Here is a 21,198-nt window from a genome sequence, read left to right as displayed (position 1 = left end):
GGTCAGGGCAGGGTGAGCAGGTCGGCGACCCGGACGGGCGCGCCGGTCTCCAGCGAGCGGTTGGCGGCGAGACCGGTGAGCAGCGCCAGCGCGCCGTCGCGGGCGGTGGCGGCCCGGCCGAGCGGGTCGGGTTCGCCGCCGAGCAGCACCCGGGTCATCCGGGCGTCCGCGCCGCCGTGCCCGCGCCGGGTCCAGCCCTCGACCGGGATCTCCTGGGGCGGCGCCCAGAACGGGCGCAGCGTGAGCCGGGCCGCGCCCTGCTCGACGGCGGCCTCGTCGCCGTGCAGCGCCGAGCCCTTGAGTGCACCGGCGACGGACGGGCTGACGTGGTCGCTCTCGGTCACCTCCAGTTCGAGGCGGCCCCGGCTGCCGTTGACCATGACCCGGTAGCCCTCCCAGGGGGCGTACGCGGTGAGGTGGTAGGTCATTGTGGCGCCGGTGTCGTAGCGGGCCAGCACCGCGAGGTCGTCCTCGATGGTCACGCCGGGGGCGAAGACGTTGCGGTCGCGGTGGTAGCCGTCCTCGGCCTCGGCGTCGAGGTACAGCTCGCGCAGCCTCGGGTGGTCGGCCAGGCGCAGCGCGAACGGGTCGCCGTCGGCGGCGGGGGAACCGTGCGCCCGGTCGTAGTCGCGGGCGTAGCCGTGGCGTCGGCCGTCCGCGCCGTAGAAGAACAACCGGCCGTACGCGTGCACCTCGACCGGACGCGCGTCCAGCCACCAGTTGACCAGGTCGAAGTGGTGCCCGGACTTGTGCACGAGCAGCCCGCCGGAGACGGACTTGTCGCGGTGCCAGCGGCGGAAGTAGTCGGCGCCGTGGCGCACGTCGAGCAGCCACTCGAAGTGCACCGACCCGATCTCGCCCACCGCGCCGTCGGCCAGCAGCCGCCGGACCTGCTCGTGCAGCGGGTTGTAGCGGTAGTTGAACGCGACAGTCACGCGCCGGCCGGTCTCGGCGACCGCGTCCAGGATGCGGCGGCAGCGCTGCGCGTCCACGGTCATCGGCTTCTCCACGACCACGTCGCAGCCGGCGCGCAGCGCCGCCGTCACGTACTCGTCGTGAGTGGCGTCCACGCTGGTCACCAGCGCCACGTCGACCCGCTCCTTGGCGAGCATGGCCGCGAAGTCACCGGCGGCGTACGTGGGCACCGGCCGGTGGCCCAGCTCGGCCAGCCAGCGGTTGTGCGCGTCCATCCTCCGCTGGTTGACGTCGGCGAACGCGACCAGCTCGGCGGTGTCGGCGTGGTCGAGCGCGAGGGCGCGGACGAACATCTCGGCGCGCGCCCCGGCACCCACCAGGGCGTGGCGGACCCGTTCCCGGGCCGGTGGTGACATGACGTCGGCCTCCCTGGCAGTCGGCTGCAAAGGTTTGCAGCCGAAGAAACCACGACGGTGGATGCGTCGTCAACGGATGGCGGCCAAGCCGCCCTATCCATCCGCATTGATGAGGTTTCGCGCGCCCACCGGGACCGTCGCCGCAATCGAGCCGCAACAATGGACCGTTGACACGGGCGCAACCGTTTGCATTAATGGGCGGCACCCGTGACCCCCACCACATCGGACGAGGGAGCCCGCCGTGCCAGCCACCATCCGGGACGTCGCCCGCGCCTCCGGTGTGCACATCTCCACCGTGTCCCGGACGTTCTCGGCCCCGCACCTGGTCAACCCGGAGACCCGGGTCCGGGTGCTGGCCTGCGCGGAGGACCTCGGCTACCGGCCCAACCGGGCCGCCCGGGCCCTCATCACCGGCCGTACGCACAACATCGGCCTGATCGTGGCCGACATCGCCAACCCGTTCTTCCCGCCACTGATCAAGGCGGCGGAGGGGCAGGCCCGGCACCGCGACTACCACGTGTTCGTGGCCGACACCAACGAGGACCCGGTCGCCGAGGAGGACCTGGTCCACGCCCTGGCCAAGCAGGTCGACGGCGTGCTGCTGTGCAGCCCTCGGATGAGCAACAGCCTGATCGAGCAGGTCAGCCGCGAGGTCCCGGTGGTGGTGATAAACCGCCAGGTCGCCGGCCTGCCCTGCGTGATGATGGACGTCGGGCAGGGCACCCGGGCCGCGATCGAGCACCTGCTCGGGCTCGGCCACCGCCGGATCGCGCTGCTCGGCGGCCCGCGCGGCTCCTGGACCGCCCGGGAGATGCGCCGCGCCGCGACCGCCGCCGCCCGGGGCGGGGGAGCGGACCTCACCGTCCTCGGACCCAACCAGCCCACCGAGACCGGCGGCGGCGCCCTGGCCGAACAGGTACGCCGCAGCGGCGTCACCGCCGTGCTCGCCTACAACGACCTGATGGCGATCGGCCTGATCGAAGGGCTGGACGCGCTCGGGTCGCGGGTGCCGCACGACGTCAGCGTCGTCGGCGTCGACGACATCGCGCTGAGCCGGCTCACCCGCCCCAAGTTGACGACGGTGGCCACGCCGACCGCGGCCGCCGGCCGGACGGCCGTCGACATGCTGCTGCAACTCGACTCCGACGCGCCACGCGGCGCCCGGGGCCGGGGCGCGGCGGCCGGCGACCGTCGCACCACCGCACAGGTAATGCTCCAGACCGAACTGGTCGTCCGCGACTCGACCGGGCCCGTCCCCGCGCCCGGCCGGGACGGCACCGGGGCCTGAGCAGGTGGCCCGGGCCCGCACAGCACTGCGGACCCGGGCGGCCCGTGGACGGCCGCCGGTGACGTCGTCGCCTCCCACAGCCGAGGAGTGAGCGCAGATGCACCCCGCAACGTCCCCCACCGCCGGCGAACCCGCCGGGCGGCATCACCGTACCCCCCTGACCCGACGCCGACTCGTCCGCGGCCTGGCCGCCGTCGCGCTCGCCGTGCCGCTCGCCCTGGGCGCGGCCGGCTGCGGGGACGACTCCGCCGGCGGCGACGGCGGCCCGGTCAAACTCTCCGTCTTCTGGTGGGGCGGCGAGGCCCGGGCCAAGCTCACCGAGGACGCACTGGCCCTCTACACCAAGAAGCACCCCGACGTGACGTTCGAGAAGACCTGGCAGGCCAACCAGGGCTACTTCGACAAGCTCGCCACGCTGACCGCGGGCGGCAACCCGCCCGACCTGTTCCAGATCGACGACAACTACCTGGCCGAGTACGCCGGCCGCAGCACGACGCTCGACCTGGGCAGCTACCGCGACTCCGGCAAGCTCGACGTGTCGAAGTTCCCCAAGAGCCTGCTGGAGTACGGCGTGGTCGACGGCAAGCTCGCCGGGGTCGCCGCCGGGGAGAACACCCAGGGCCTGGTCTACAACAAGACGCTGCTGACCAAGAACGGGCTGCCCGAGCCGACCACCGGGATGACCTGGGAGGAGCACATCGCCTGGGCCGAGCAGGTGGCGAAGAAGACGAAGGTGCCCGGCACCCAGGACCCGAGCGCCGACTACAAGGCGTTCTGGGTGTGGCTGCGCCAGCAGGGCAAGGACCTGTACAACGGCAAGGAACTCGGCTTCACCGCCGAGGACGTGACGAAGTGGTTCGAGCTGTGGAAGGGCGCGCGGGAACGGGGCGCCACCCCGACGCCCGACGTCATCCACGAGGGCAACTCCAGCGACATCACCAAGCAACTGGTGGTCACCGGCAAGTCCGCCACCTCCTGGGTCTGGGTCAACCAGATGCCGGACCTGAAGAAGAACACCAAGGACGAACTGGGCGTGGTCGCGTACCCGGGTGACCCGAGCGCGCAGTGGGCGCGGGCCTCGATGTACTGGTCGGTGTTCAAGGGCAGCAAGCACAAGGACGTCGCCGTCGATGTGATCAACTTCCTGAACAACGACCCGGAGGCGGTGGCGCTGCTCGGCACCGACCGCGGTCTGCCGTCCAACATGGATCTCCGCGCCAAGGTCAGCGAGACCGCCACCGACCCGGCCATGAAGCAGTCCATCCAGGTCGAGTCCGACCTGGCGCAGAAGTTCGGCGCCTCGCCCCAGGTACCGATCAAGGGGCACAGCAAGGTCAAGTCCGAGCTGGTCAAGGCCGCCGAGAACGCCCAGTACGGCCGCGCCACCCCGGCCCAGGCGGCGGAGCAGTTCGTCACCGCCTGCAAGTCCGCGATCGCCTGACCCCACGAAAGGACCGGTCCCGTGGCTCTCACCACGGCGCCCGGCCGGACCCCGCGCACCGGACCGGCCGGCCCTCGCCCCACGCGGCGTCGGGCCGGCCGGGCCCGGCTCGGCGAGGGCCTGGCGGGGTACGTCTTCCTCTCGCCCTGGCTCATCGGACTGATGGGCGTCACGGCGATCCCCATGCTGCTCTCGCTCTGGCTGAGCTTCACCGACTACGACATCCTCACGCCGCTGTCCGAGGTGCGGTGGGTGGGCCTGGCCAACTACGAGCGGATGTTCACCGCCGACCCGTCGTACTGGCACGCGGTGCGGGTCACGCTGACGTTCGCGTTGATCGCGGTGCCGCTGAAGCTGGCCGCCGCGCTCGGCGTGGCGCTGCTGCTCAACCGGGCCTGGCGCGGTGTCGGGCTGTTCCGCAGCCTGTTCTACCTGCCGTCGCTGCTCGGCGGCAGCGTCGCGCTGGCCATCGTCTGGGTCAACATGTTCAACCGGGACGGCGCCTTCAACTCGTTCCTCGCCCTGTTCGGCGTCGAGGGGCTGCCCTGGGTCAGCGACCCGGACTGGGCGCTGGAGACACTGATGGTGCTGGCGATCTGGCAGTTCGGCGCACCCATGGTGATCTTCCTGGCCGGGCTCAAGCAGGTGCCCACCGAGCTGTACGAGGCGGCGGCGGTGGACGGCGCCGGGGCGTGGCGGCGCTTCCGCGCGGTCACCCTGCCCATGCTCTCCCCGGTGATCTTCTTCAACCTGGTGCTGGAGACCATCAACGGCTTCCAGGGCTTCACCGCCGCGTTCGTGCTCAGCAACGGCACCGGCGGCCCGGTCGACTCCACCCTCATGTACACGCTGAAGCTCTACATCTCCGGCTTCACCGACCTGGAGATGGGCTACGCGTCGGCGATGGCGTGGGTGTTCCTGGTGGCGATCGGCGTGGTCACCGCCGTCTTCTTCAGCACCGGCCGGTTCTGGGTGCACTACTCGGACGGAGACGACTCATGACCGCGCTGCCTGTCGCGCGCCGCCGGCCGGGCAGCGGCCGGAACGTCCTGCGGCTCGTCGTGCTCGTGGCGATCGTCGCGGTGGTGCTCTACCCGCTGTTCTGGATGCTCGGCACCTCGGTCAAGTCGCAGGCCGAGATCGCCAACAACGTCGGTCTGCTGCCGGAACGGTTCACCCCCGGCAACTACCTCGACGGCTGGACCAACTTCGACATCAGCTTCGGCCGGTTCTTCCTCAACAGCGCGCTGGTCAGCGGGCTCACAGTCGTCGGCAACGCGCTGTCCTGCCTGCTCGCCGCGTACGCCCTGGGCCGGCTGCGGTTCCGGCTGCGCAAGCTCTGGTTCACCGTCATGATCGGCACGCTGCTGCTACCCGGGCACGTGCTGATCGTGCCGCAGTACATCCTGTTCCGCAGCCTCGGCCTGGTCGGCGGCGACTGGCCGTACCTGCCGCTGCTGGTGCCGCAGTTCCTGGCCACCGAGGCGTTCTTCGTCTTCCTCATGGTGCAGTTCATGCGCGGCATCCCGCGCGAGCTGGACGAGGCGGCAACCATCGACGGCGCGTCCCCGTACGGCGTGTTCCGGCACGTCATCCTGCCGCTGAGCCGCCCGGCGCTGGTCACCACGGCGATCTTCTCGTTCATCTGGACCTGGAACGACTTCTTCCGGCAGCTGGTGTTCCTGTCCAGCCTGGAGGACTACACGGTCCCGGTGGCGCTGACCCTGTTCATCGACTCGACCAGCCAGAGCGCCGTCGGCCCGATGTTCGCCATGTCGGTGCTGTCGCTGCTGCCGGTGTTCCTGTTCTTCCTGGCCTTCCAGCGGATGCTCGTCGAGGGCATCAACACCAGCGGGCTGAAGGGATGACCGCCGTGCCTGCCCCCACCGACGCCGTACCCGCCCACCCCGTGCCGGCCCGTGCCGACTGGCGGGACACGCTGCGCGAGGCGACCGACCTGGCGCTGCTCGGCTTCGCCGTGGCCCTCGCCGCGCTGCCGGTGCTCACGCTCGCCCCGGCGGTCGCCACCGCCAGTGCCGCACTGCACGACCGGTCGGTCACCGGCGCCTGGCCCGGCGCGCGGACCAGCCTGCGCCGGTTCGGCCGGGCGCTGCCCGCCGGGTCGGCGGTCAGCGCCGTCGCGCTGGCCGCCGCCGCGCTGCTCGCCGCCGACCTGCTCGCGCTCGCCACCGGCCGGGTGCCCGGCGGCGGGCCCGCGCTCGCGCTCACCGCCGTCGTGGTGGCGCTCCTGCTCGGGTACGCGGGCCTGGTCGCCGTCGCCGTCGGGCGCACCGGCGGCCGGGGGTGGCGGGCGGCCACGCGTGAGGTGGCGCGCACCTGCCCGCAGCGGCCCGGCACCTGGGCCGCCGCCTCCGGCATCTGCGCGCTCGCCGTGGTGCTGGGTGTGCTGGTCACGCCGGTGGCGGTGCCGATCCTCGGCGGGTACGCGCTCGCGGCGCTGCACGCGCTCGATGCCCGCCGTCCGGTCCCCGCCCCGGACCCGTCGTGACCGCCGAACCCCGTTCCGCCGCCGCCGAGTCGAGCCCTGCCGGGACCGACGTCGAACCCCGGCTCGTCGTGGGCGGTGCCGAGGTGGCCCGGTACCTGGTCCGGCCCGACCTCGACCCGCGCCACGGCCCTCGGCCGTACCTGCATCCGGTGCGGACCCGGGCCGGCACGCCGGTCACCGACGCGCTCCCGGCCGACCACGTCTGGCACCTCGGCGCGTCGTTGGCCGTGCAGGACGTGGACGGCGCCAACCTGTGGGGCGGCCGGACGTACGTGCGCGGCACCGGCTACACCTGGCGCGACGACCACGGCGTCATCGCGCACACCGGCTGGCGGGACCGGGCCGCCGACCGGCTCGACCACGACCTGGAGTGGCGGGACCGGCACGGCCGGGTGCTGCTGCGCGAGCACCGGCGGATCACCGCCACCCCGGCCGGTGAGGACGCCTGGTGGCTGGACCTGTCCGCCACGCTCGCCGCCGCCACGGGCGGCGACGTGCACCTGGGCAGCCCGGCGACGAACGGCCGCCCCGGTGGCGCCGGGTACGGCGGCTTCTTCTGGCGGGCGGTGGCCGACGGGGAACCGCTGGTGCGCACCGCCGAGGCGGAAGGCGAGGAGGCGGTGAACGGGTCGGCCGCGCCCTGGCTGGCGCTGTCCGCCACCGCGCCGGGCGGCGGCGCGTACACGCTGGTGTTCACCGGCCTGGGGCCGGGCGACAGGTGGTTCGTGCGCACCGCGATGTACCCGGGCGTCTGCGTCGCGTACGCGTTCGACAGCCCGGCGGTGGTCGCGGCCGGGCGGCCCCGGCACAACCGGCACCGGGTGCTGGTCGCCGACGGCCACCTCGACCCGGCCGGCATCGCGGCCCGGCTGGACGAGGCGGTCGTTCCGTGAGCGCGAGGAGTGAGCCGGTCTTGCGAGCCCCGCGGTCGCGGACGAGGGTGATGCCGTGAGGCCGGACGTGGTCTGCGTGGGCGAGACGATGGTGGTGCTCGCCCCGGCCGGCGGCGGCCCGCTGGAGCACTCCGCGCGGCTGACTGTCGGTGTCGGCGGCGCGGAGTCCAACGTGGCGGGCGGGCTGGCCCGGCTCGGGCACCGCGCAGCGTGGGTCAGCCGCGTCGGCGACGACCCGTTCGGGCGGCGGGTGGTGGCCGAGGTCGCCGCCGCGGGCGTGGACGTCAGCCTGGTCACCGTGGATCCGGACGCGCCGACCGGCCTCTACCTGAAGGATCCGGGGCCGGACGGCACCCGCGTGCACTACCACCGTGCGGGGTCGGCCGCGAGCCGCCTCGGCGTGCCGGACCTCGCGCGTCCGGGGCTTGCCGAGGCACGCCTGCTGCACCTGTCCGGGATCACGGCCGCGCTCTCCGGCACCTGTCGTGACCTGCTGGAGCACGCGCTGACCGGGCGGGCGCTGCCCGGCGCGCGGGTGAGCTTCGACGTGAACCACCGTCCGGCGCTCTGGGCCGCCGAGCGGGCCGCACCGGTCCTGCGTGACCTGGCCGACCGCGCCGACGTGGTGCTGGTCGGGTTGGACGAGGCTGCCGTGCTCTGGTCGGCGGACGATCCGGCGGCGGTCCGTGCGCTGCTGCCCGGCCCGGAGCTGGTGGTGGTCAAGGACGGTCCGGTCGGCGCGACGGCGCTGCCGCGTACCGGGCCGGCGGTGTTCGTGCCGGCGTTGCCGGTGCGCGTGGTGGAGCCGGTCGGCGCCGGGGACGCGTTCGCCGCCGGGTTCCTCTCCGGGCTGCTGCGCGATCTCGACCTGCGGTCCTGCCTGCGGCTGGGTCACCTCACCGCCGCGCCGGTGCTGACCGTGCCGGGCGACACCGCGCCGCCACCCGACCCGGAGACGATCGCGCGGGCGCTGGCGTCGCCGGACGAGGCGTGGACCGAGCAGGCGCAAGCCAGGGGAGGGAACGGGAGATGAGCGGGCACGACTTCGAGGCCCTGTTCGGCGACGCGCGGGTGATGGTGATCCTGCGTGACCTGCCGGCCGGTGAGACGGTCCGGCTGGCGGAACTGGCCTGGGATCTCGGCATCGACGTGGTGGAGGTGCCCATCCGTACCCCGGAGGCGGTGCCGGCGCTGCGCGCCGCCGTGACGGCCGGACGGCGGCGGGACCGGATCGTGGGCGCGGGCACGGTGCGTACCCCGGAGCAGGTCCGGCAGGCGGTGGCCGCCGGGGCGGCGTTCACAGTGGCGCCCGGCCTGGATCTGGCTGTCGCCGACGCGGCGGCCGGTCTCGGCGTGCCGCACCTGCCCGGCGTGGCCACGCCTACCGAGGCGCAGCGGGCGCTCGACCACGGCCTGGTGTGGCTCAAGGCGTTCCCGGCGGTCAGCCTCGGCCCGGCCTGGTTCCGGGCGGTGGCCGGGCCGCTGCCGGAGGCCCGGTTCGTGGCCACCGGCGGTGTCGACGCCGGCAACGCGGGCGACTTCCTCGCCGCCGGGGCGCGCGTGGTGGCGGTCGGGTCGGCGCTCACCGACCCGGAGCAGCTGCCGCGCCTGGCCACGCTCGCGGCCGGCGGGCCGGTCACCTGACCGTACGGCCGGACGTGGTGGCGGTGGTCCGGATCGCCTTCACGATCGCCGGGATCGACCCGATCAGCAGCACCAGCGCCCAGATGAGCGCCACCACGGCGAACACCACGGCGCCAAGGTCGTCGAGGATGCTGACCAGGATCACCGGCACCAGGCCGTGCAGGAACTGCAGCACCACCGTGCACAGCAGCGTGGTCAGCGCCAGCGCGACGAGGCCCTTGTTGCGCAGGAACCGGGGCTGGGCGGCGAGCAGCAGCCCGGCCCAGACCAGTTTGAGCAGCAGCGCCAGCCCGAGCAGCACCGCCGCGTCGTCGACCGGGAAGAACCCCCACACCGCGAGGTACGCCAGCGTGCCGAACGGCGGCGCCAGGAACAGCGACACCATCACCGTCAGCTCGACGAACGCGACGATCAGCAGGACCAGCGAGACCAGCAGCAGCACGATCGAGAAGACGAGCGTCGCCACGCCCTGCACCCGGCCCTGCATCCGGTCGGGCAGCACCAGGCTCAGGCAGAACAGCCCGGTCGTCCAGAGCGCCACCACGTCGATCAGCGCCAGGTAGCCGACGCCCCGCCCGGACGGCTCGGACACCGCGCCGACGTCGCCCAGCTCGACGCCGAGCCGGCCGGCGCTGTCCCGCAGCGCGCCGCTCGCGTCGCCACCGCCGGTCAGTGCCGCCGCGCCCAGCTCCACGCCGACCACGAGCGCCACCGCGAGCAGCGCCAGCAGCAGGAACGGCTTGCGCAACTCACCCATGCCGCGTCTCCGTCCCGGTCAGGACCGGGCCAGCGTGACCGAACATCCGCCACCTCCCGGGCAGCGCAGGAGCACCTCGGTCTCCCGGTCCACAGCCACCTTCGCCACAGCCGGGCCGTCCGCGTCGGGCGCGACCTCGTCGGTGACTGTGACGTCCGCGTCGCCGGGCGCGGGGGCGGTCACCTCGAACGGCGTCGTACCGCGCAGCACCAGCGTGCGCAGCGCGCCCGGGTCGGCCACCCGCAGCCGGCACGCGGTGCCGAACGCGAGCGTCACCCCGTCGGCGGTGGTGGCCGGTTCGGCGGCCGGCGGCAGGCAGGTCACGGCCACCGTCGCCGGGTCCACAGTTCCGGTCCCGCGCCCGAGCCGGGCCAGCGCGCCCGGCCCGGCCGCCGGGTCGCCCGGGTCGTCGCGGCGCCCGGCCACCGCCACCACGTACAGCGCCACCAGCAGCACGGCCACCGCCACCAGCAGCACCTTCTGCCTGGCGCTCACGGCCGGACGACGGGCGTGAAGCGGATCTCGTCCACCCCGGCGAAGTACCTGTCGGTGCCCTGGGTCTTGCTCACCGCCACGAGCGTCAGCTTGTGCGGCCCGCGGGTCAGCTCCACGGTGCCCACGTCCACCTCGTCGGTGCGGACCACCGTCGGGCTGAACCCGAAGAACGTGTCGCCGACCTGCCGGCCGTCGACCAGCCAGATCGTGTTCGCGTAGTCGAACGACGTGGTGCGCACGGTGGAGAACCGCCAGGTGCCGTCGGACGGCACGTCCACCTGCACGGTCACCCGGTCGCCCACGCCCCGGCCCAGGAAGAACAGCTGCGCGTCGCCGGACCACACCACGTCGCAGCAGTTCTCCTGCGCCACCACCTCCGCCTTCGCGCCGGTGGTGGACTGCACCGCGGCGCCGGAGACGAGTGTCTCCGCCTCCACCACCACCGCCCCGGCCTGCGGGGGAGCCGGGGTGTCCGGGCCGCGGGTCACGAGCCAGGCCACCACCCCGGCCACGACCAGCACCAGCGCCGCGGCGGCGGCGATCCACGGCCACGGCGCGCGCTTCGGGGGTACGACGGCCCGCACGTCGTACGTGACCCGGCCGCTGGACCGGGAACTCTCCTCCGGTGCGGTGTTGGCCGAGTACGCGAACCCGGTCATGTCGTAGCGCCGGGGCGGCGTGCCGGGCGGTACGGCGAGCCGGACCAGGAACGACACCGAGCCCTGCCCCGGCACCACCCGCTGCGGCTCGGCCACCGTGAACCAGGCCCGCTGGCTGCCCTCGCCGGGTGCCACGTCGAACACGACGGTGTCCGGCGCGGTTCCGGGATTCGACACGGTGAACGTCAGCTCACCGGCGTTGCGGGCGTCCAGTGTGAACTGTTCGGCGGCGGCGACGACTGTCCATTCGGTGGTCATGACGGCTCCTCGGGCGGATCGTGGGGCAGGGGTGCGGGGACGTGCGCCCGGCCGACCGCGCGCACCGCAGCCACCCCGGCGGCGGGCTCGGCGACGTCCGGCTCGGTCGGCCCGGGCGTGTGCGCAGGGACCGGTTCCGGCGGGCCTTCTGGTGGCGGGCCGGTCCCGGGCGGCGTCGGGTCGGAGGGCGGGTCGGAGGGCGGGTCGGCCGGAGCCCCGGCGACGACCTCGACGGTGACCGCGGCCGGTTTCTCCGCCTCGACGATGCGGGTGACCAGCGCGAGCCGGTCGGCGGCGGCCGGTGGCACCCGCACCACCAGGTGGAACGGCCGCTCGGGCGGTTCGTCCAGCACGAACCCGGTCACGCCGGTGGCCAGCTCCAGCGCGGTCCGCATCCCGTACGGGGTGCCGCGCCACCGGGCCAGCAGCGCGCCGTGCGCGACCAGGTCCCGCAGCCGGCCTGCCGGCAACGGCAGCGGCGCGTCGGCGCGTGGCGCGGCGACCACGTGGTCCATCGCCACCCAGCGCGTCAGGTAGGCCACGAACCCGTCCGGCGTCCGGTACGGCCCGAACAACGCGTCGACGTCGGCGAGCACCGCCTCGTCCGGGGCGTGCAGCGCCTCCATCACGTCAAGCAGCGCGCCCAGCACGCTGCCCGGGCCGGCGGCCCGCTGGTACGCGGCCGGCAGCAGCCGCTCAATCGCCGCTCGGCGCATCCTGCCGCACCACCTCGATGTCGTGCTCGCCGGAGCAGAGCAGCCAGGTGCCGGGGACGGTGACCACGTCGGCGGTGGCCTGGTTGGCGCTCGCCGTCCAGTCCTCGCCGTCGCCGCTGCGGAACACGCCGCGTTCGCCGCCGGCCAGCACCAGCCGCCCGGCGCCCGACGTGCCGGTGGGCGCGGTGGCGGCGATGGCGTCGACCGGTACGAACCGGGTCCGGTCCCGCAGCGGCAGGCCGCAGTTCACCATCACCGGCGACCACTGCGGCTGCCCGGCCAGCGTGTCCAGGCGGACCACGCCGCCGCTCTGCGTCGCGGCGAGCGCCAGCGGGCCGCTGAACGCCAGGTCCCGGCAGGTGCCGCCGATCCAGCCGGACGCCATCGACTGCCACTTCACGTCCGACTCGAACAGCCGGGTGCGGTGGCAGCCCTGACCGGGCTTCTTCGGGTCCGGTTCGCCCGCGCCGCACCACAGCAGCGTGGCCGGGCCGTCGTACTGGACGGCGAGCACCCGGTTGTCCACGTTGGCGAGGCCGACGTGGGCGAACGTGCCGGGCCGTCCCGCAGCGGTGGACAGGTAGACCCCGAATCCGGCCTGCGCGGCCACCGCCACCCCGGGCGCGCCGCGCTCGGAGACGAACGCGCGCACCGCGTAGAAGCCCCGGTCGGCGTCGGCCGGGTCGACCAGGATCTGCAACGGCACCGCGCCGGGCAGCAGCGGCACCTCGTACAGGCCGGTGTCGGTGGCCAGCAGCAACGCGCCGGTGCCGTCCCGGTCGATCCAGGCCAGGTCGCGTACGCCGGAGTCGAGGTCGGTCAGCAGCGTCCACGTCTCACCCAGGTCGGTGCTCAGCCGGACCCGGGAACCGCCGGCGTCGCGGGTGGTCACCACCGCCACCGAACCGGCCCGGGGTACGACGCCGGGGCGTACCGGGGCGGGCGCGGGCACCACCCGCACCACGGTCTCGTCGTCGAACCGGCCGGCCGGTTCCCAGCCCGCGCCGGCGTTGGTGGAGCGGAACAGCACCGGGCCGCCGCCGGCGTACCAGGTGTCGGCCTGGTACTGGTCCACCGCCACCGTGCGCACCTGCGCGTCCGGCGCCTCGTCGACCACGAACCGCACCGATTCGACGTAGCGCACGCCCGGCTCGGCGTGCTCCAGCATCCGGTACACGTTGGAGGCGCGCAGCGGCTCGCCGAACGCCCAGCCGGCCGGGTTCAGCGGCGTGGGCAGCGGGCTGAGCGTCTGGTGCAGCCGGTCGTGGATGCGGCGGCGCACCGCGTCCACGTCCTCCTCGCGGCGCACCACCACCCGCGCCTGGATGGACACCGCCTTGTAGCGCGCCCAGCCCGCGCGCACCGCCGTACCCAGGGCGCGGCGCCGCTCCAGGTCGGCCTCGACCCGGCGGCGGGCCTCCTCCACCTCGTGCTCGCGCAGCACCGCCACCGGCAGCCGCCCGCCGGGACGGGCCGCCTCCGGCACGTACGGCACCAGCACCACCTCGACCTCTCCGGGCCGGGCGAAGCTGTAGACGGCGGCCCGGGTGAACGCCCGCGCCCGCGCCACCGCACCGGAGCCGGTGGCCAGGATCTCGAAGTCCCGGGCGGTCACCGCGCGCTGCTGGGCGAAGAACTCGTACGGCCCGCGCGCCAGCACCGACTCCAGCGACTCCAGGTCCCGGCCGCCGGTGGCCGGCTCCGGGTTGTCCACCTTCACCCCCGGCAGCGGGTCGCGCAGGCTGGTCAGCACACCCGCCGCGACGTTGCCGGCCGGGCCGCCGCCGCAGCGGTACCAGAGCCGCACCTGCCGCCCGGCCGGCGGCACCGCCGCCACCGTGGTCGCCCCGGCCGCCCCCTCGACGGCCGGGGCGCCCCCGTCCGGGCGCAGGTCCAGCGCCGGGGCGAACGTGACCACCCCGGAGGCCCGGTCCACCAGGTAGACCTTCGCCTGCGGGCCGACGCCGGCGAAGCTGTCCACCGGCCGCCAGATCTCGTACGTGCGCCCCTCGTGCTCCCGGGCCGCGGCACCCAGCTCCACCGAGCCGGCCGGCACCTCCACGCCGAGCAGCAGGTCCAGCGCCTCGGTGGTACGCGTGAGCGGCGCGCGGGCGGCCCGGAACACCTGGCCGGGCTGCCCGGTGCCGGTGCCCAGCAGCTCCGCCTCGACCGGTTCGCAGTGGTGCACGCGTACCGTCGCAGTGGTCTCGCCGGCGGGCAGCACCGCCGGTTCGGTGGTCACGAAGACGACCGGCCGGGGGTCCGCGCCGCGGGCCGCGGCGACGCGGGTGCCGGCCGGCACCCGCACCGGGCCGCGGTCCGGGCCGGTGCGGGTCAGGCGCACGTCCGCCCAGGCCGCCGCCGGTGGGTGCCGGGTGACGCCGAGCAGGTTCAGGAACGCGACGTACGCCTTCTCCGGCAACTGGTTCAGCCGGTAGATCATCACCTCGGTGAGGTAGGCGAACGCCTCCAGCAGCGCCATGCCCGGGTCGTGCGCGGACAGGTCGGTCCAGTCCGGGCAGGACCGGGCGATGCGTTCCCGCGCCTCGGTGACCAGGTCGAGGAAGGCGCGGTCGTCCAGGTGCGGCACCGGCAGCGTCATGGCGTGCCCTCCTCGTCGGGGGTTTCCTCGTCGGCGGGCAGCAGGTCGACCGAGAACACCAGGTGCCCGGGGGAGAGGCTGGCCCGGACCCGGTAGTCCAGCCGGATCACCAGGCGCCACGGGTCGTCCGGGTCGGGACCGGCGTCCACGTCCAGCACCTCGATCCGGGGCTCCCAGCGCCGGATCGCCTGCCGCACGTAGTGGATCGCCAGCCCGGCGGTGGTGTCGTCGTTGGGCGCGAAGACCAGCCGGTGCAGCCGCGACCCGTACCCGGGACGCATCAGCCGCTCCCCGGGCGTGGTGGACAGCAGCAGGTACAGCGCCTGGCGTACCGTCTCGTCGCCGTCGGTCATGGCGAGCCCGCCGGCGGCGGTGAGCGCGAGACCACCGGTGCGGCCGGCGTCGAAGCCGGCGCCGACGAAGCGGAAGGCCCTCATGCGTCCGCCCCCAGGAAACCCTGCCGCACGTCGCGGACCTGGTGGTGCACGGTGCCCGGCGGGGTGCCGTCGGTGAGGCCGTCCAGGTGCGACAACACCACCGGCTGCCGGTCCACCCGCACCCACGTGCTGTAACCAACTGTCACGGTCAGCGTGTGCAGGCAGGGTTTGATCGTCGGGCCGTAGTTGGGGCAGGCGGTGATGTCGCGCCCCTCCGGGTCGGGCCGCACCAGCACCGGCACGCCCCGGACCGTGACCCAGTCCTGCGACGGGCGGTTGCTCACCCGCCCGTCGTGTCCGCAGGTGATCAGCGAGTCGCGGTGGATCCAGCGCATCAGCCACCTCCGGCGGAACGGGCGAGCGTACGGGCCTGCGCGGCGGCGGTCTCGGCGTCCTCGGCCGCCGGGGCGTGCAGGAAGTCGACGGTGCGGCCGCGCACCACGACGGCCCGGCCGGGCGCGGAGAGCACCAGGTCACCCGCCGCGTGCACGGTGGTCAGCTCGGGACGCAGCTCGACGAAGCTGCCCGCGTCGGTGGCCAGCCGCAGCGTCCGCCCGTCGTCGTCGATCACGATGGACTGGCCGGTGCCGGTCCGCATCGACCAGCGGCGCGAGCGCCCGGACACGATCCCCGCGTCGTACGGCTCGACCGCGCCGAACAGCGAACCGAGCACCACGCCCGAGGCGGGTTCGCCGCCGGGCAGCGCCACCAGCACGGTGTCGTCCGGGTCGGGCAACGCGACGATCCCCTTGCCCCGGCCCGCGCCCGGGCAGAGCACCGCGAGCCAGCCGGCGTCCAGATCGCCGTACGCCGGGAGCGTCACCCGGGCCCGCCCCAGCCCGTCCGGGTCGTCGATGTCGGTGACGGTGCCGAGCGTGACAGTGGCCGCCGGGGGCGCGGCCGGCGGCGGCGGGCCGGGCGGCGCCGTGGAGAACCGGGTCAGGTGCCCGTCCGCGTCCACCGTGTGCACCACCTCGGTGAGCACGTACACACCGGCCAGCGGCTCCGGGACGCCGGCGAGGGCGATCCGCCGGCCCGGCCGCAGCGCCGGGTCGCCCTCCGCGGTGCCCTCGGCGGTGACCAGCGCCGCCACCCGGGCGTCCAGCCCGGCCTGGGCCAGCGCGGCCAGCTCGTCGTCGCTGCGCCCGGGCTGGTCCACAGCGGTACGCACACCGTCCGCGCCGACGTCGCCCGGGTCCGGGCGCAGCGGGATGCGCCGCCCGCTGCGCGCCTCGCCCGACCGCTGGCCCAGCGGCTCCGCGCGTTGCGGATGCCAGCCGAGCACGGCGCACTCCGCGCCCGCCCGGTCCAGGTTCTCGGTGACCCGCAACGCGTGCACCGTCTCGCCGAGCGTCAACGGCAGCGGCTCCCCGTACCCGTCCAGCGTGAACAGCCGCAACCGGTCACCGTCGACGCCCAGGTGCAGCCCGGCCCGCCCGGCCACCTCGCACAGCAGGTCCAGGTCGGTGTGCCGGTGCTGGAGCAGCCGGTCCAGGCGCGGCCCGTCGTCCTCGGCATCCACACTCAACCCCAGCCCGGCGCACAGCTCACCGGCCAGCTCGGCGGCCGTCACCGACTCGAACACGCGCAGCTCCTGCCGCTTGCGCAGCCGGTGCAGCGGGTCGTACGCCCGGATCCGCGCCAGCGCCGCGCCGTCACCGGCGTACTCCCGCTCGACGGCCGTCACCTCGCCGGTGAACAGCGCCTCCGACTGCCCGTCGAGGCGTACGCCGACCGTGGCGCCGGGGCGCACCGGGGGGTCGAGAGGGCCCGCGCCGGGTGCGGCGGTGAGCGTCAGCTCGCACTGCGCCGGCCGGTCAAGCCGGGCGGCGACGCGGATGCCGCGCAGCCGGGCCGGGTCGGCCAGTGGCCTCCCGTCGATCGTGACCAGGGCGGCCCGGCTCACGGCGCACACCCGGCGGTCGCCGGCCGCGCGGCGCTTCTTGTCGCGTCGCCGCTCAGGGGAGTCGTGTTCGCGGGGGCGGGGTGGCGCGGGGCGCCGGTCGCGTGGCCGGTCACGGGGTGCCTCCCGCGGTGACGGCGTCCGGCGGGACGGTGGCGGCGCCGACCGGCGGGACGGCGAGCGCGGTGCCGGCCGGCACGGTCAGCGGGTCGGTGATCCGGTTGTGCTCGGCGAGCAGCCGCCAGCGCAGCGGCGAGCCCAGCGCGTCGTGGGCGAGCAGGTCGAAGCGCACCCCGGACCAGCCCGGCTCGGCGGCGCCGTCGGCGGCGGCCACCACCGCCGACCCGGGCGCGACAGCGGGTGTGCTCGCCGCCGCCAGCTCCTCCTCGAACCCGGCGCGCGCCGCCTCCGCGCCCTCCGCGACGCGGACCAGCTTCAACCGCAGCCAGGACCGCCGGGGCGTACCGGTGAGGGTGAACGCGTCGAAGCGTTCCGCGATCGCGGTGATCACGCCCGGGACGTTCCAGGTCTTGCCCCAGACCAGGCGGACCAGCGGCGGGCGCAGCCAGCCGTGCTCGACCGCCGAGTTCTCGGCCAGCATCCACAGCGGCCGGGTGAGCGCGCGGACGTCCTCGGGCCGGGCCGGGGACTCCACGAAGTCGACGTCGAACAGCAGGTCCAGCACCAGCTCGGTACGCCCGCCGCCGGTGAAGACGAGCGGATCGTCGGCCAGCCCGGTGCCGGTGAGCGGCCCGTCCGGCCCGCCGCGCGGGCGTACCCCGGCCAGCCGCGTCACCTGCACGGTCTCCGGGTTGAGCAGGCAGTCGACGCGGGTGCCGGACTCGTCCACGAGGAAGGCGACACGCTCCATCAGTCACCCGCCTGTTCCCGGTCCAGCCGGGCCGTGTCGCTCCACGTCGTGGTCCGCGGGGGAGGCCACACCGGTTCGGCCGGGAGCGCCGGCCACAGGTCCGCGTGTGCGCCGCCGTCGCTCGCCCGGCCCGCGCCGGCCGGGTTCGTCGTCCGGGTCGGGCCGGCGTCGTCCGGCAGGGCCGGCCACGGACCGCCGGACGTGGTCCGCGCGGGTCGCTGCCCCTGTCGCGCCCGGAAATCGCCGCCGGGGGCCGGGTGACGCCCGTTCGGGTACGGCGAGCCCACGGCCCGCCCCGGGTCGTGTCCGGCCCGTCCCTGCCATCCGTGCGGTGACGCGGCCGCGAACAGGAGCGGGAGTACGTCGTCCCGAGCGGGCGACGGTTCCGTCCCGGGGTCGTCGGCCCGGCGCCGTTCCCGGCTCCGGTCGGCCCGAGCGCGCCGCGTGAGGGCGCCCGCCCGATCCGCGCCGAGGCCGGGCCGCCCCGTGGCCGGTGACTGCCGGTCCGGTCCGCCCGACGTCGGTGTGCCGGGTGATCCGGCCGTGCCCGTGGCGCGTGATCCGGCCGTCTCCGTGCCGCCGGTGGTGCGCGCCGTACGCGCCGACCCGGCCGCATCGGTCGAACCTGCCGTGTCCGACCTGCGCGCTGCGCCCGGCGTTCGTGCCCCTCCCGGTGTGCCCGTCGATCCGGTCGCGTCCGCGTCGCCTGCTGTCGTCGGCCGGCCCGGCCCTGTCACGTACCGGGATGCCGGCGGGAGGCCAGACGCCGCGACGGTGTCGGGGCCTGCGTCATAGCGGCTGAAGGCGGCACCGGCCGCCGGTGCCGAAGACCCGGCCTCGGCCGATCCGCTTCTCGCCCTGGCCCGTCCCGTTCCGCGCCCTGCTCCGGCCGGCTCGTTCCCTGCTCCGGCCGGCTCGTTCCCTGCTCCGGCCGACCCGCTCCCTGCACCGGCCGGCCCGCTCCCCGCATGGGCTGCCCCGCTCCCCGGCCGGGCCGATCCGCTTCGCGGGCCGTTCCATGTAGACGCCGCCCGAGTCGATCCTGCGCCGGCGCGGCTCGCTGCTGCGCCCGGCCCGGCCGATCCCGGCGGCCCGCCGTCGACCTCCGCCGGCTCCCGGCTCCCAGCTCCCGGAACCCCCGTCCCGCCGAACGGGACGCCTTGGAGATCTTGGTAGGAAGTGGCCCCTGTGGGGGCCGTTTCGTACCAAGATCTCGACGAGTCGCCGGCGGGGAGAGCAGGAGAGGGGGGTCGGGAGCGGGGTGCGGTGAACCGGCCGCTCAGCCGTGCTGTCCAGCCCCGCCACCACCGTCCCGCCGGACCCCATCCCGTCCGACGTGAATTCGCCCGGCGCCACCCTCCATGGTGCGGCTCTGTCCGGCGTCGGCTCGTCTCATCCGGTCGCGCCCGCGTCTGGTCCGGGCTGCCGTTCGCGGTCGGATCGGTGAGAAGTCCGGGCTCGACGGGGGACGGGGGTGGAGGTAGGTCGCGCAGGAGGCCGGGGGCGTGCGCCGCGACCAGGCGCCGCCAGTGCTCGGGCGGCTGACCGGGAGGACGCGACACATCCTCCGGTGAGCCCGGTGAGTCCGGTGAGCCCGGTGCGGACAACCGATCGGCGGTGACCCGCAACGCGCGGGCCAGCCGGTCACGCGGTCGCCGGGGCGGCGGCACCGCCGGCCTCCAGCTCCAGGCCCTCGTACGCCAGGGTCAGCGCCTCGATGGCGATCTCCTGCGACAGCGTGTTCAGGTGCGCGCCCCGCCACCGGGTCGGCCAAGCGTTGATCATGTTCCAGCGCAGCACCTCGGCGGTGCCGGCCGGGTCCAGCAGCACCACCGACACGTTGCGCCGGTTGACGGTGCCCTTGGCGGCCGCGTTCACCCAGTCCCACAGCTCGCGTGAGCTGGTCAGGCCGAAGTGGAGGGTGACCGGGGCGTACTCGACCTGGCCGGGCACGGCCCGGATGCGCTCGTTGCCCGCCTCCCGGTACGACAGCGCCGGTATCGCCACCTCGAACCCGCTGACCTCGGTGAAGTGCCCGTTGGTGATGCCGTTGATCAGCAGTTTGAAGTGGTACGCCCGGTACGGGTCGACGGGTGCTCCGGGCTGTGGGGTGGCCGTGGTGGGCATGTCAGCCTCCGATCGTCTCTGTCTCGGTGCCGCCGGCCCACTGGCTCAGCTTGAACACCACGAACTCCGCGGGCTTGACCACCGCGATGCCGATGTGGGCCACCACCATTCCGGCGTCGCGGACGTCGGCGGGGTTGGTCTCCTCGTCGCACTTGACGAAGAACGCCTCCTCGGGCGTACGGCCGAGTAGTGCGCCGTCACGCCAGACCCGGGTGAGGAACGCCCCGATGTCGCGGCGGATCGAGCGCCACAGCGTGAAGTCGTTCGGCTCGAACACCATCCAGCGGGTGCCGCCCGCGATGGCCTGCTCGATGGAGATGGACAGCCGCCGCACGTTCAGGTAGCGCCACTCGCTTGCCTCGGCGGCGAGCGTACGGGCGCCCCACAGGCGGATCCCTTCCCCGGCGAAGAAGCGGATCACGTTGACGCCCTTGGGGTTGAGCACGTCGTGCTCCGGCCGGGTCACCCGGTACGCGAGGTCGACGGCACCGCGTACCGGCTCGTTGGCCGGTGCCTTGTGCACGCCGCGCAGCGCGTCGGTGCGGGCCCAGATGCCGGCGACGTGCCCGCTCGGCGGGGTGAGCACCAGGTCGCCGCTGAGCGGGTCGCGGACCCGGATCCACGGGAAGTAGAAGGTGGCGTAGTCCGACTGCCGGGGCCGGTCGCCGCCGGTGCCGGGCGGCTCGCCGTCGCCGTCGCCCGGCGTACCCTCGGCGGGCTTGTCGGCCGACCCGGCCGATGCGGCGGACCCGGCCGACCCGGGCCTGGCCGGCTTGCCGGGCGTGGCGACGCGGGTGAGCCGCGAGACGTCGGTGACCTCCGGCGGCGGGTCGCAGATCGCCACCATCGTGCGCAGCCGCTCGGCCATGCTGATCAGGGCCTCGTGCGAGGCCGGGTCGTGGTAGCCGGGCGCGGCCAGGATGGAGATCTCGTCGATCGCCTCCAGCAGTTGCAGGCCGCCGCGCCGTCCGCCGGTGCCGGTGAGCTGGCCGCCCTCGCCGACGTTGACGATCCAGCAGCGGGTGCCGCCGTTGTCCAGGAAGCCGAACACGGCGCGGGCCAGCGGGGTGCTCTCCAGGTGCTCGCCGTCGGCGTACAGCCGCAGGAACTCGGTCCAGCTGTTCACCGCCAGCGCCTCGCCGACGTGGGCGCCCCGGTCGGGCGCGATCCCGACGAACGCGGCGGTGCTCATGCCGACCGGCCCGATCGGGCGGGCCCCGCTGGGCACCTCCTCGACGTAGATGCCGGGGGAGAAGTAGGTGGGCAT

Annotated in this window: 20 protein-coding genes; 8 read left to right on the top strand and 12 right to left on the bottom strand. The window is 74.8% G+C overall.

The features are described from left to right. Positions 1-2 precede the first annotated feature (2 nt). A complete protein-coding gene (locus ACN27D_RS33830; RefSeq protein WP_421500964.1) occupies positions 3-1,331 on the bottom strand; it encodes a Gfo/Idh/MocA family protein in 1,329 nt (442 codons plus the stop codon). Positions 1,332-1,572: 241 nt separating this feature from the next. On the opposite strand from ACN27D_RS33830, the gene ACN27D_RS33825 reads away from it, so the two are divergent. The 8 genes from ACN27D_RS33825 to ACN27D_RS33790 all read left to right on the top strand — a co-directional run bounded on the left by ACN27D_RS33825 (position 1,573) and on the right by ACN27D_RS33790 (position 9,106). Then, positions 1,573-2,619, top strand: coding sequence for a LacI family DNA-binding transcriptional regulator (locus tag ACN27D_RS33825; protein WP_421500963.1), 1,047 nt, complete (start codon positions 1,573-1,575; stop codon positions 2,617-2,619). 97 nt (positions 2,620-2,716) lie between these two features. Next, complete coding sequence (locus ACN27D_RS33820) at positions 2,717-4,060, top strand: ABC transporter substrate-binding protein (protein ID WP_421500962.1); 1,344 nt, start codon at positions 2,717-2,719, stop codon at positions 4,058-4,060. 21 nt (positions 4,061-4,081) lie between these two features. Continuing rightward, complete coding sequence (locus ACN27D_RS33815; RefSeq protein ID WP_047892450.1) at positions 4,082-5,062, top strand: carbohydrate ABC transporter permease; 981 nt, start codon at positions 4,082-4,084, stop codon at positions 5,060-5,062. Continuing rightward, the gene (locus ACN27D_RS33810) at positions 5,059-5,928 is read left to right on the top strand and encodes a carbohydrate ABC transporter permease (RefSeq protein WP_421500961.1); all 870 of its coding nucleotides are present in this window, start codon (positions 5,059-5,061) and stop codon (positions 5,926-5,928) included. The genes ACN27D_RS33815 and ACN27D_RS33810 overlap by 4 nt, the downstream gene beginning before the upstream one ends. Further along, positions 5,925-6,569: a hypothetical protein gene (locus ACN27D_RS33805; RefSeq protein WP_421500960.1), complete on the top strand. Its 645-nt coding sequence runs from the start codon at positions 5,925-5,927 to the stop codon at positions 6,567-6,569. The genes ACN27D_RS33810 and ACN27D_RS33805 overlap by 4 nt, the downstream gene beginning before the upstream one ends. Beyond that, a complete protein-coding gene (locus ACN27D_RS33800) occupies positions 6,566-7,462 on the top strand; it encodes a PmoA family protein (RefSeq protein WP_421500959.1) in 897 nt (298 codons plus the stop codon). Before ACN27D_RS33805 ends, ACN27D_RS33800 begins: the two co-directional genes overlap by 4 nt. A 55-nt stretch (positions 7,463-7,517) precedes the next feature. Further along, complete coding sequence (locus ACN27D_RS33795; protein WP_421500958.1) at positions 7,518-8,495, top strand: sugar kinase; 978 nt, start codon at positions 7,518-7,520, stop codon at positions 8,493-8,495. Next, a complete protein-coding gene (locus ACN27D_RS33790) occupies positions 8,492-9,106 on the top strand; it encodes a bifunctional 4-hydroxy-2-oxoglutarate aldolase/2-dehydro-3-deoxy-phosphogluconate aldolase (protein ID WP_357799742.1) in 615 nt (204 codons plus the stop codon). The genes ACN27D_RS33795 and ACN27D_RS33790 overlap by 4 nt, the downstream gene beginning before the upstream one ends. Here ACN27D_RS33790 and ACN27D_RS33785 read toward each other — a convergent pair. The 11 genes from ACN27D_RS33785 to ACN27D_RS33735 all read right to left on the bottom strand — a co-directional run bounded on the left by ACN27D_RS33785 (position 9,099) and on the right by ACN27D_RS33735 (position 21,198). Then, the gene (locus ACN27D_RS33785; RefSeq protein WP_121683608.1) at positions 9,099-9,863 is read right to left on the bottom strand and encodes a hypothetical protein; all 765 of its coding nucleotides are present in this window, start codon (positions 9,861-9,863) and stop codon (positions 9,099-9,101) included. The two genes, ACN27D_RS33790 and ACN27D_RS33785, sit on opposite strands and share 8 nt — an antisense overlap. An 18-nt stretch (positions 9,864-9,881) precedes the next feature. Further along, a complete protein-coding gene (locus tag ACN27D_RS33780) occupies positions 9,882-10,358 on the bottom strand; it encodes a hypothetical protein (RefSeq protein ID WP_421500957.1) in 477 nt (158 codons plus the stop codon). Next, a complete protein-coding gene (locus ACN27D_RS33775; protein WP_421500956.1) occupies positions 10,355-11,275 on the bottom strand; it encodes a hypothetical protein in 921 nt (306 codons plus the stop codon). The genes ACN27D_RS33780 and ACN27D_RS33775 overlap by 4 nt, the downstream gene beginning before the upstream one ends. Next, a complete protein-coding gene (locus ACN27D_RS33770; protein WP_421500955.1) occupies positions 11,272-11,991 on the bottom strand; it encodes a phage tail protein in 720 nt (239 codons plus the stop codon). The genes ACN27D_RS33775 and ACN27D_RS33770 overlap by 4 nt, the downstream gene beginning before the upstream one ends. Then, positions 11,972-14,593: a putative baseplate assembly protein gene (locus ACN27D_RS33765; RefSeq protein WP_421500954.1), complete on the bottom strand. Its 2,622-nt coding sequence runs from the start codon at positions 14,591-14,593 to the stop codon at positions 11,972-11,974. Before ACN27D_RS33765 ends, ACN27D_RS33770 begins: the two co-directional genes overlap by 20 nt. Next, positions 14,590-15,030, bottom strand: coding sequence for a GPW/gp25 family protein (locus ACN27D_RS33760; RefSeq protein WP_421500953.1), 441 nt, complete (start codon positions 15,028-15,030; stop codon positions 14,590-14,592). Before ACN27D_RS33760 ends, ACN27D_RS33765 begins: the two co-directional genes overlap by 4 nt. Further along, entirely contained in the window at positions 15,027-15,365 is a 339-nt protein-coding gene (locus ACN27D_RS33755) for a hypothetical protein (RefSeq protein ID WP_421500952.1), read from the bottom strand. The genes ACN27D_RS33760 and ACN27D_RS33755 overlap by 4 nt, the downstream gene beginning before the upstream one ends. Further along, positions 15,365-16,936 carry a phage baseplate assembly protein V gene (locus tag ACN27D_RS33750; RefSeq protein WP_421500951.1) on the bottom strand — a complete coding sequence of 524 codons (1,572 nt, stop codon included), beginning with the start codon at positions 16,934-16,936 and terminating at the stop codon, positions 15,365-15,367. Before ACN27D_RS33750 ends, ACN27D_RS33755 begins: the two co-directional genes overlap by 1 nt. 109 nt (positions 16,937-17,045) lie before the next feature. Beyond that, a complete protein-coding gene (locus ACN27D_RS33745; protein WP_421500950.1) occupies positions 17,046-17,804 on the bottom strand; it encodes a hypothetical protein in 759 nt (252 codons plus the stop codon). 1,644 nt (positions 17,805-19,448) lie between these two features. Next, on the bottom strand, positions 19,449-19,931 hold the full coding sequence (locus ACN27D_RS33740; RefSeq protein ID WP_013286679.1) for a phage tail protein: 483 nt from the start codon (positions 19,929-19,931) through the stop codon (positions 19,449-19,451). A 1-nt stretch (position 19,932) separates the two neighbouring features. After that, a complete protein-coding gene (locus ACN27D_RS33735) occupies positions 19,933-21,198 on the bottom strand; it encodes a phage tail sheath family protein (RefSeq protein ID WP_421500949.1) in 1,266 nt (421 codons plus the stop codon).

It is taken from the genome of Micromonospora sp. WMMD1274 (assembly GCF_049179035.1).
Lineage (GTDB): Bacteria > Actinomycetota > Actinomycetes > Mycobacteriales > Micromonosporaceae > Micromonospora > Micromonospora tulbaghiae.
This window is presented reverse-complemented; position numbering and strand designations above follow the sequence as displayed.

Excerpts from the sequence above, each read along its gene's own strand:
- ACN27D_RS33760 (WP_421500953.1), bottom strand. The coding sequence starts at position 15,030 with ATGAGGGCCTTCCGCTTCGTCGGCGCCGGCTTCGACGCCGGCCGCACC.
- ACN27D_RS33745 (WP_421500950.1), bottom strand. The coding sequence starts at position 17,804 with ATGGAGCGTGTCGCCTTCCTCGTGGACGAGTCCGGCACCCGCGTCGAC.
- ACN27D_RS33735 (WP_421500949.1), bottom strand. The coding sequence starts at position 21,198 with ATGCCCACCTACTTCTCCCCCGGCATCTACGTCGAGGAGGTGCCCAGC.
- ACN27D_RS33765 (WP_421500954.1), bottom strand. The coding sequence starts at position 14,593 with ATGACGCTGCCGGTGCCGCACCTGGACGACCGCGCCTTCCTCGACCTG.
- ACN27D_RS33805 (WP_421500960.1), top strand. The coding sequence starts at position 5,925 with ATGACCGCCGTGCCTGCCCCCACCGACGCCGTACCCGCCCACCCCGTG.
- ACN27D_RS33770 (WP_421500955.1), bottom strand. The coding sequence starts at position 11,991 with ATGCGCCGAGCGGCGATTGAGCGGCTGCTGCCGGCCGCGTACCAGCGG.
- ACN27D_RS33785 (WP_121683608.1), bottom strand. The coding sequence starts at position 9,863 with ATGGGTGAGTTGCGCAAGCCGTTCCTGCTGCTGGCGCTGCTCGCGGTG.
- ACN27D_RS33820 (WP_421500962.1), top strand. The coding sequence starts at position 2,717 with ATGCACCCCGCAACGTCCCCCACCGCCGGCGAACCCGCCGGGCGGCAT.
- ACN27D_RS33775 (WP_421500956.1), bottom strand. The coding sequence starts at position 11,275 with ATGACCACCGAATGGACAGTCGTCGCCGCCGCCGAACAGTTCACACTG.
- ACN27D_RS33810 (WP_421500961.1), top strand. The coding sequence starts at position 5,059 with ATGACCGCGCTGCCTGTCGCGCGCCGCCGGCCGGGCAGCGGCCGGAAC.
- ACN27D_RS33755 (WP_421500952.1), bottom strand. The coding sequence starts at position 15,365 with ATGCGCTGGATCCACCGCGACTCGCTGATCACCTGCGGACACGACGGG.
- ACN27D_RS33830 (WP_421500964.1), bottom strand. The coding sequence starts at position 1,331 with ATGTCACCACCGGCCCGGGAACGGGTCCGCCACGCCCTGGTGGGTGCC.
- ACN27D_RS33740 (WP_013286679.1), bottom strand. The coding sequence starts at position 19,931 with ATGCCCACCACGGCCACCCCACAGCCCGGAGCACCCGTCGACCCGTAC.
- ACN27D_RS33790 (WP_357799742.1), top strand. The coding sequence starts at position 8,492 with ATGAGCGGGCACGACTTCGAGGCCCTGTTCGGCGACGCGCGGGTGATG.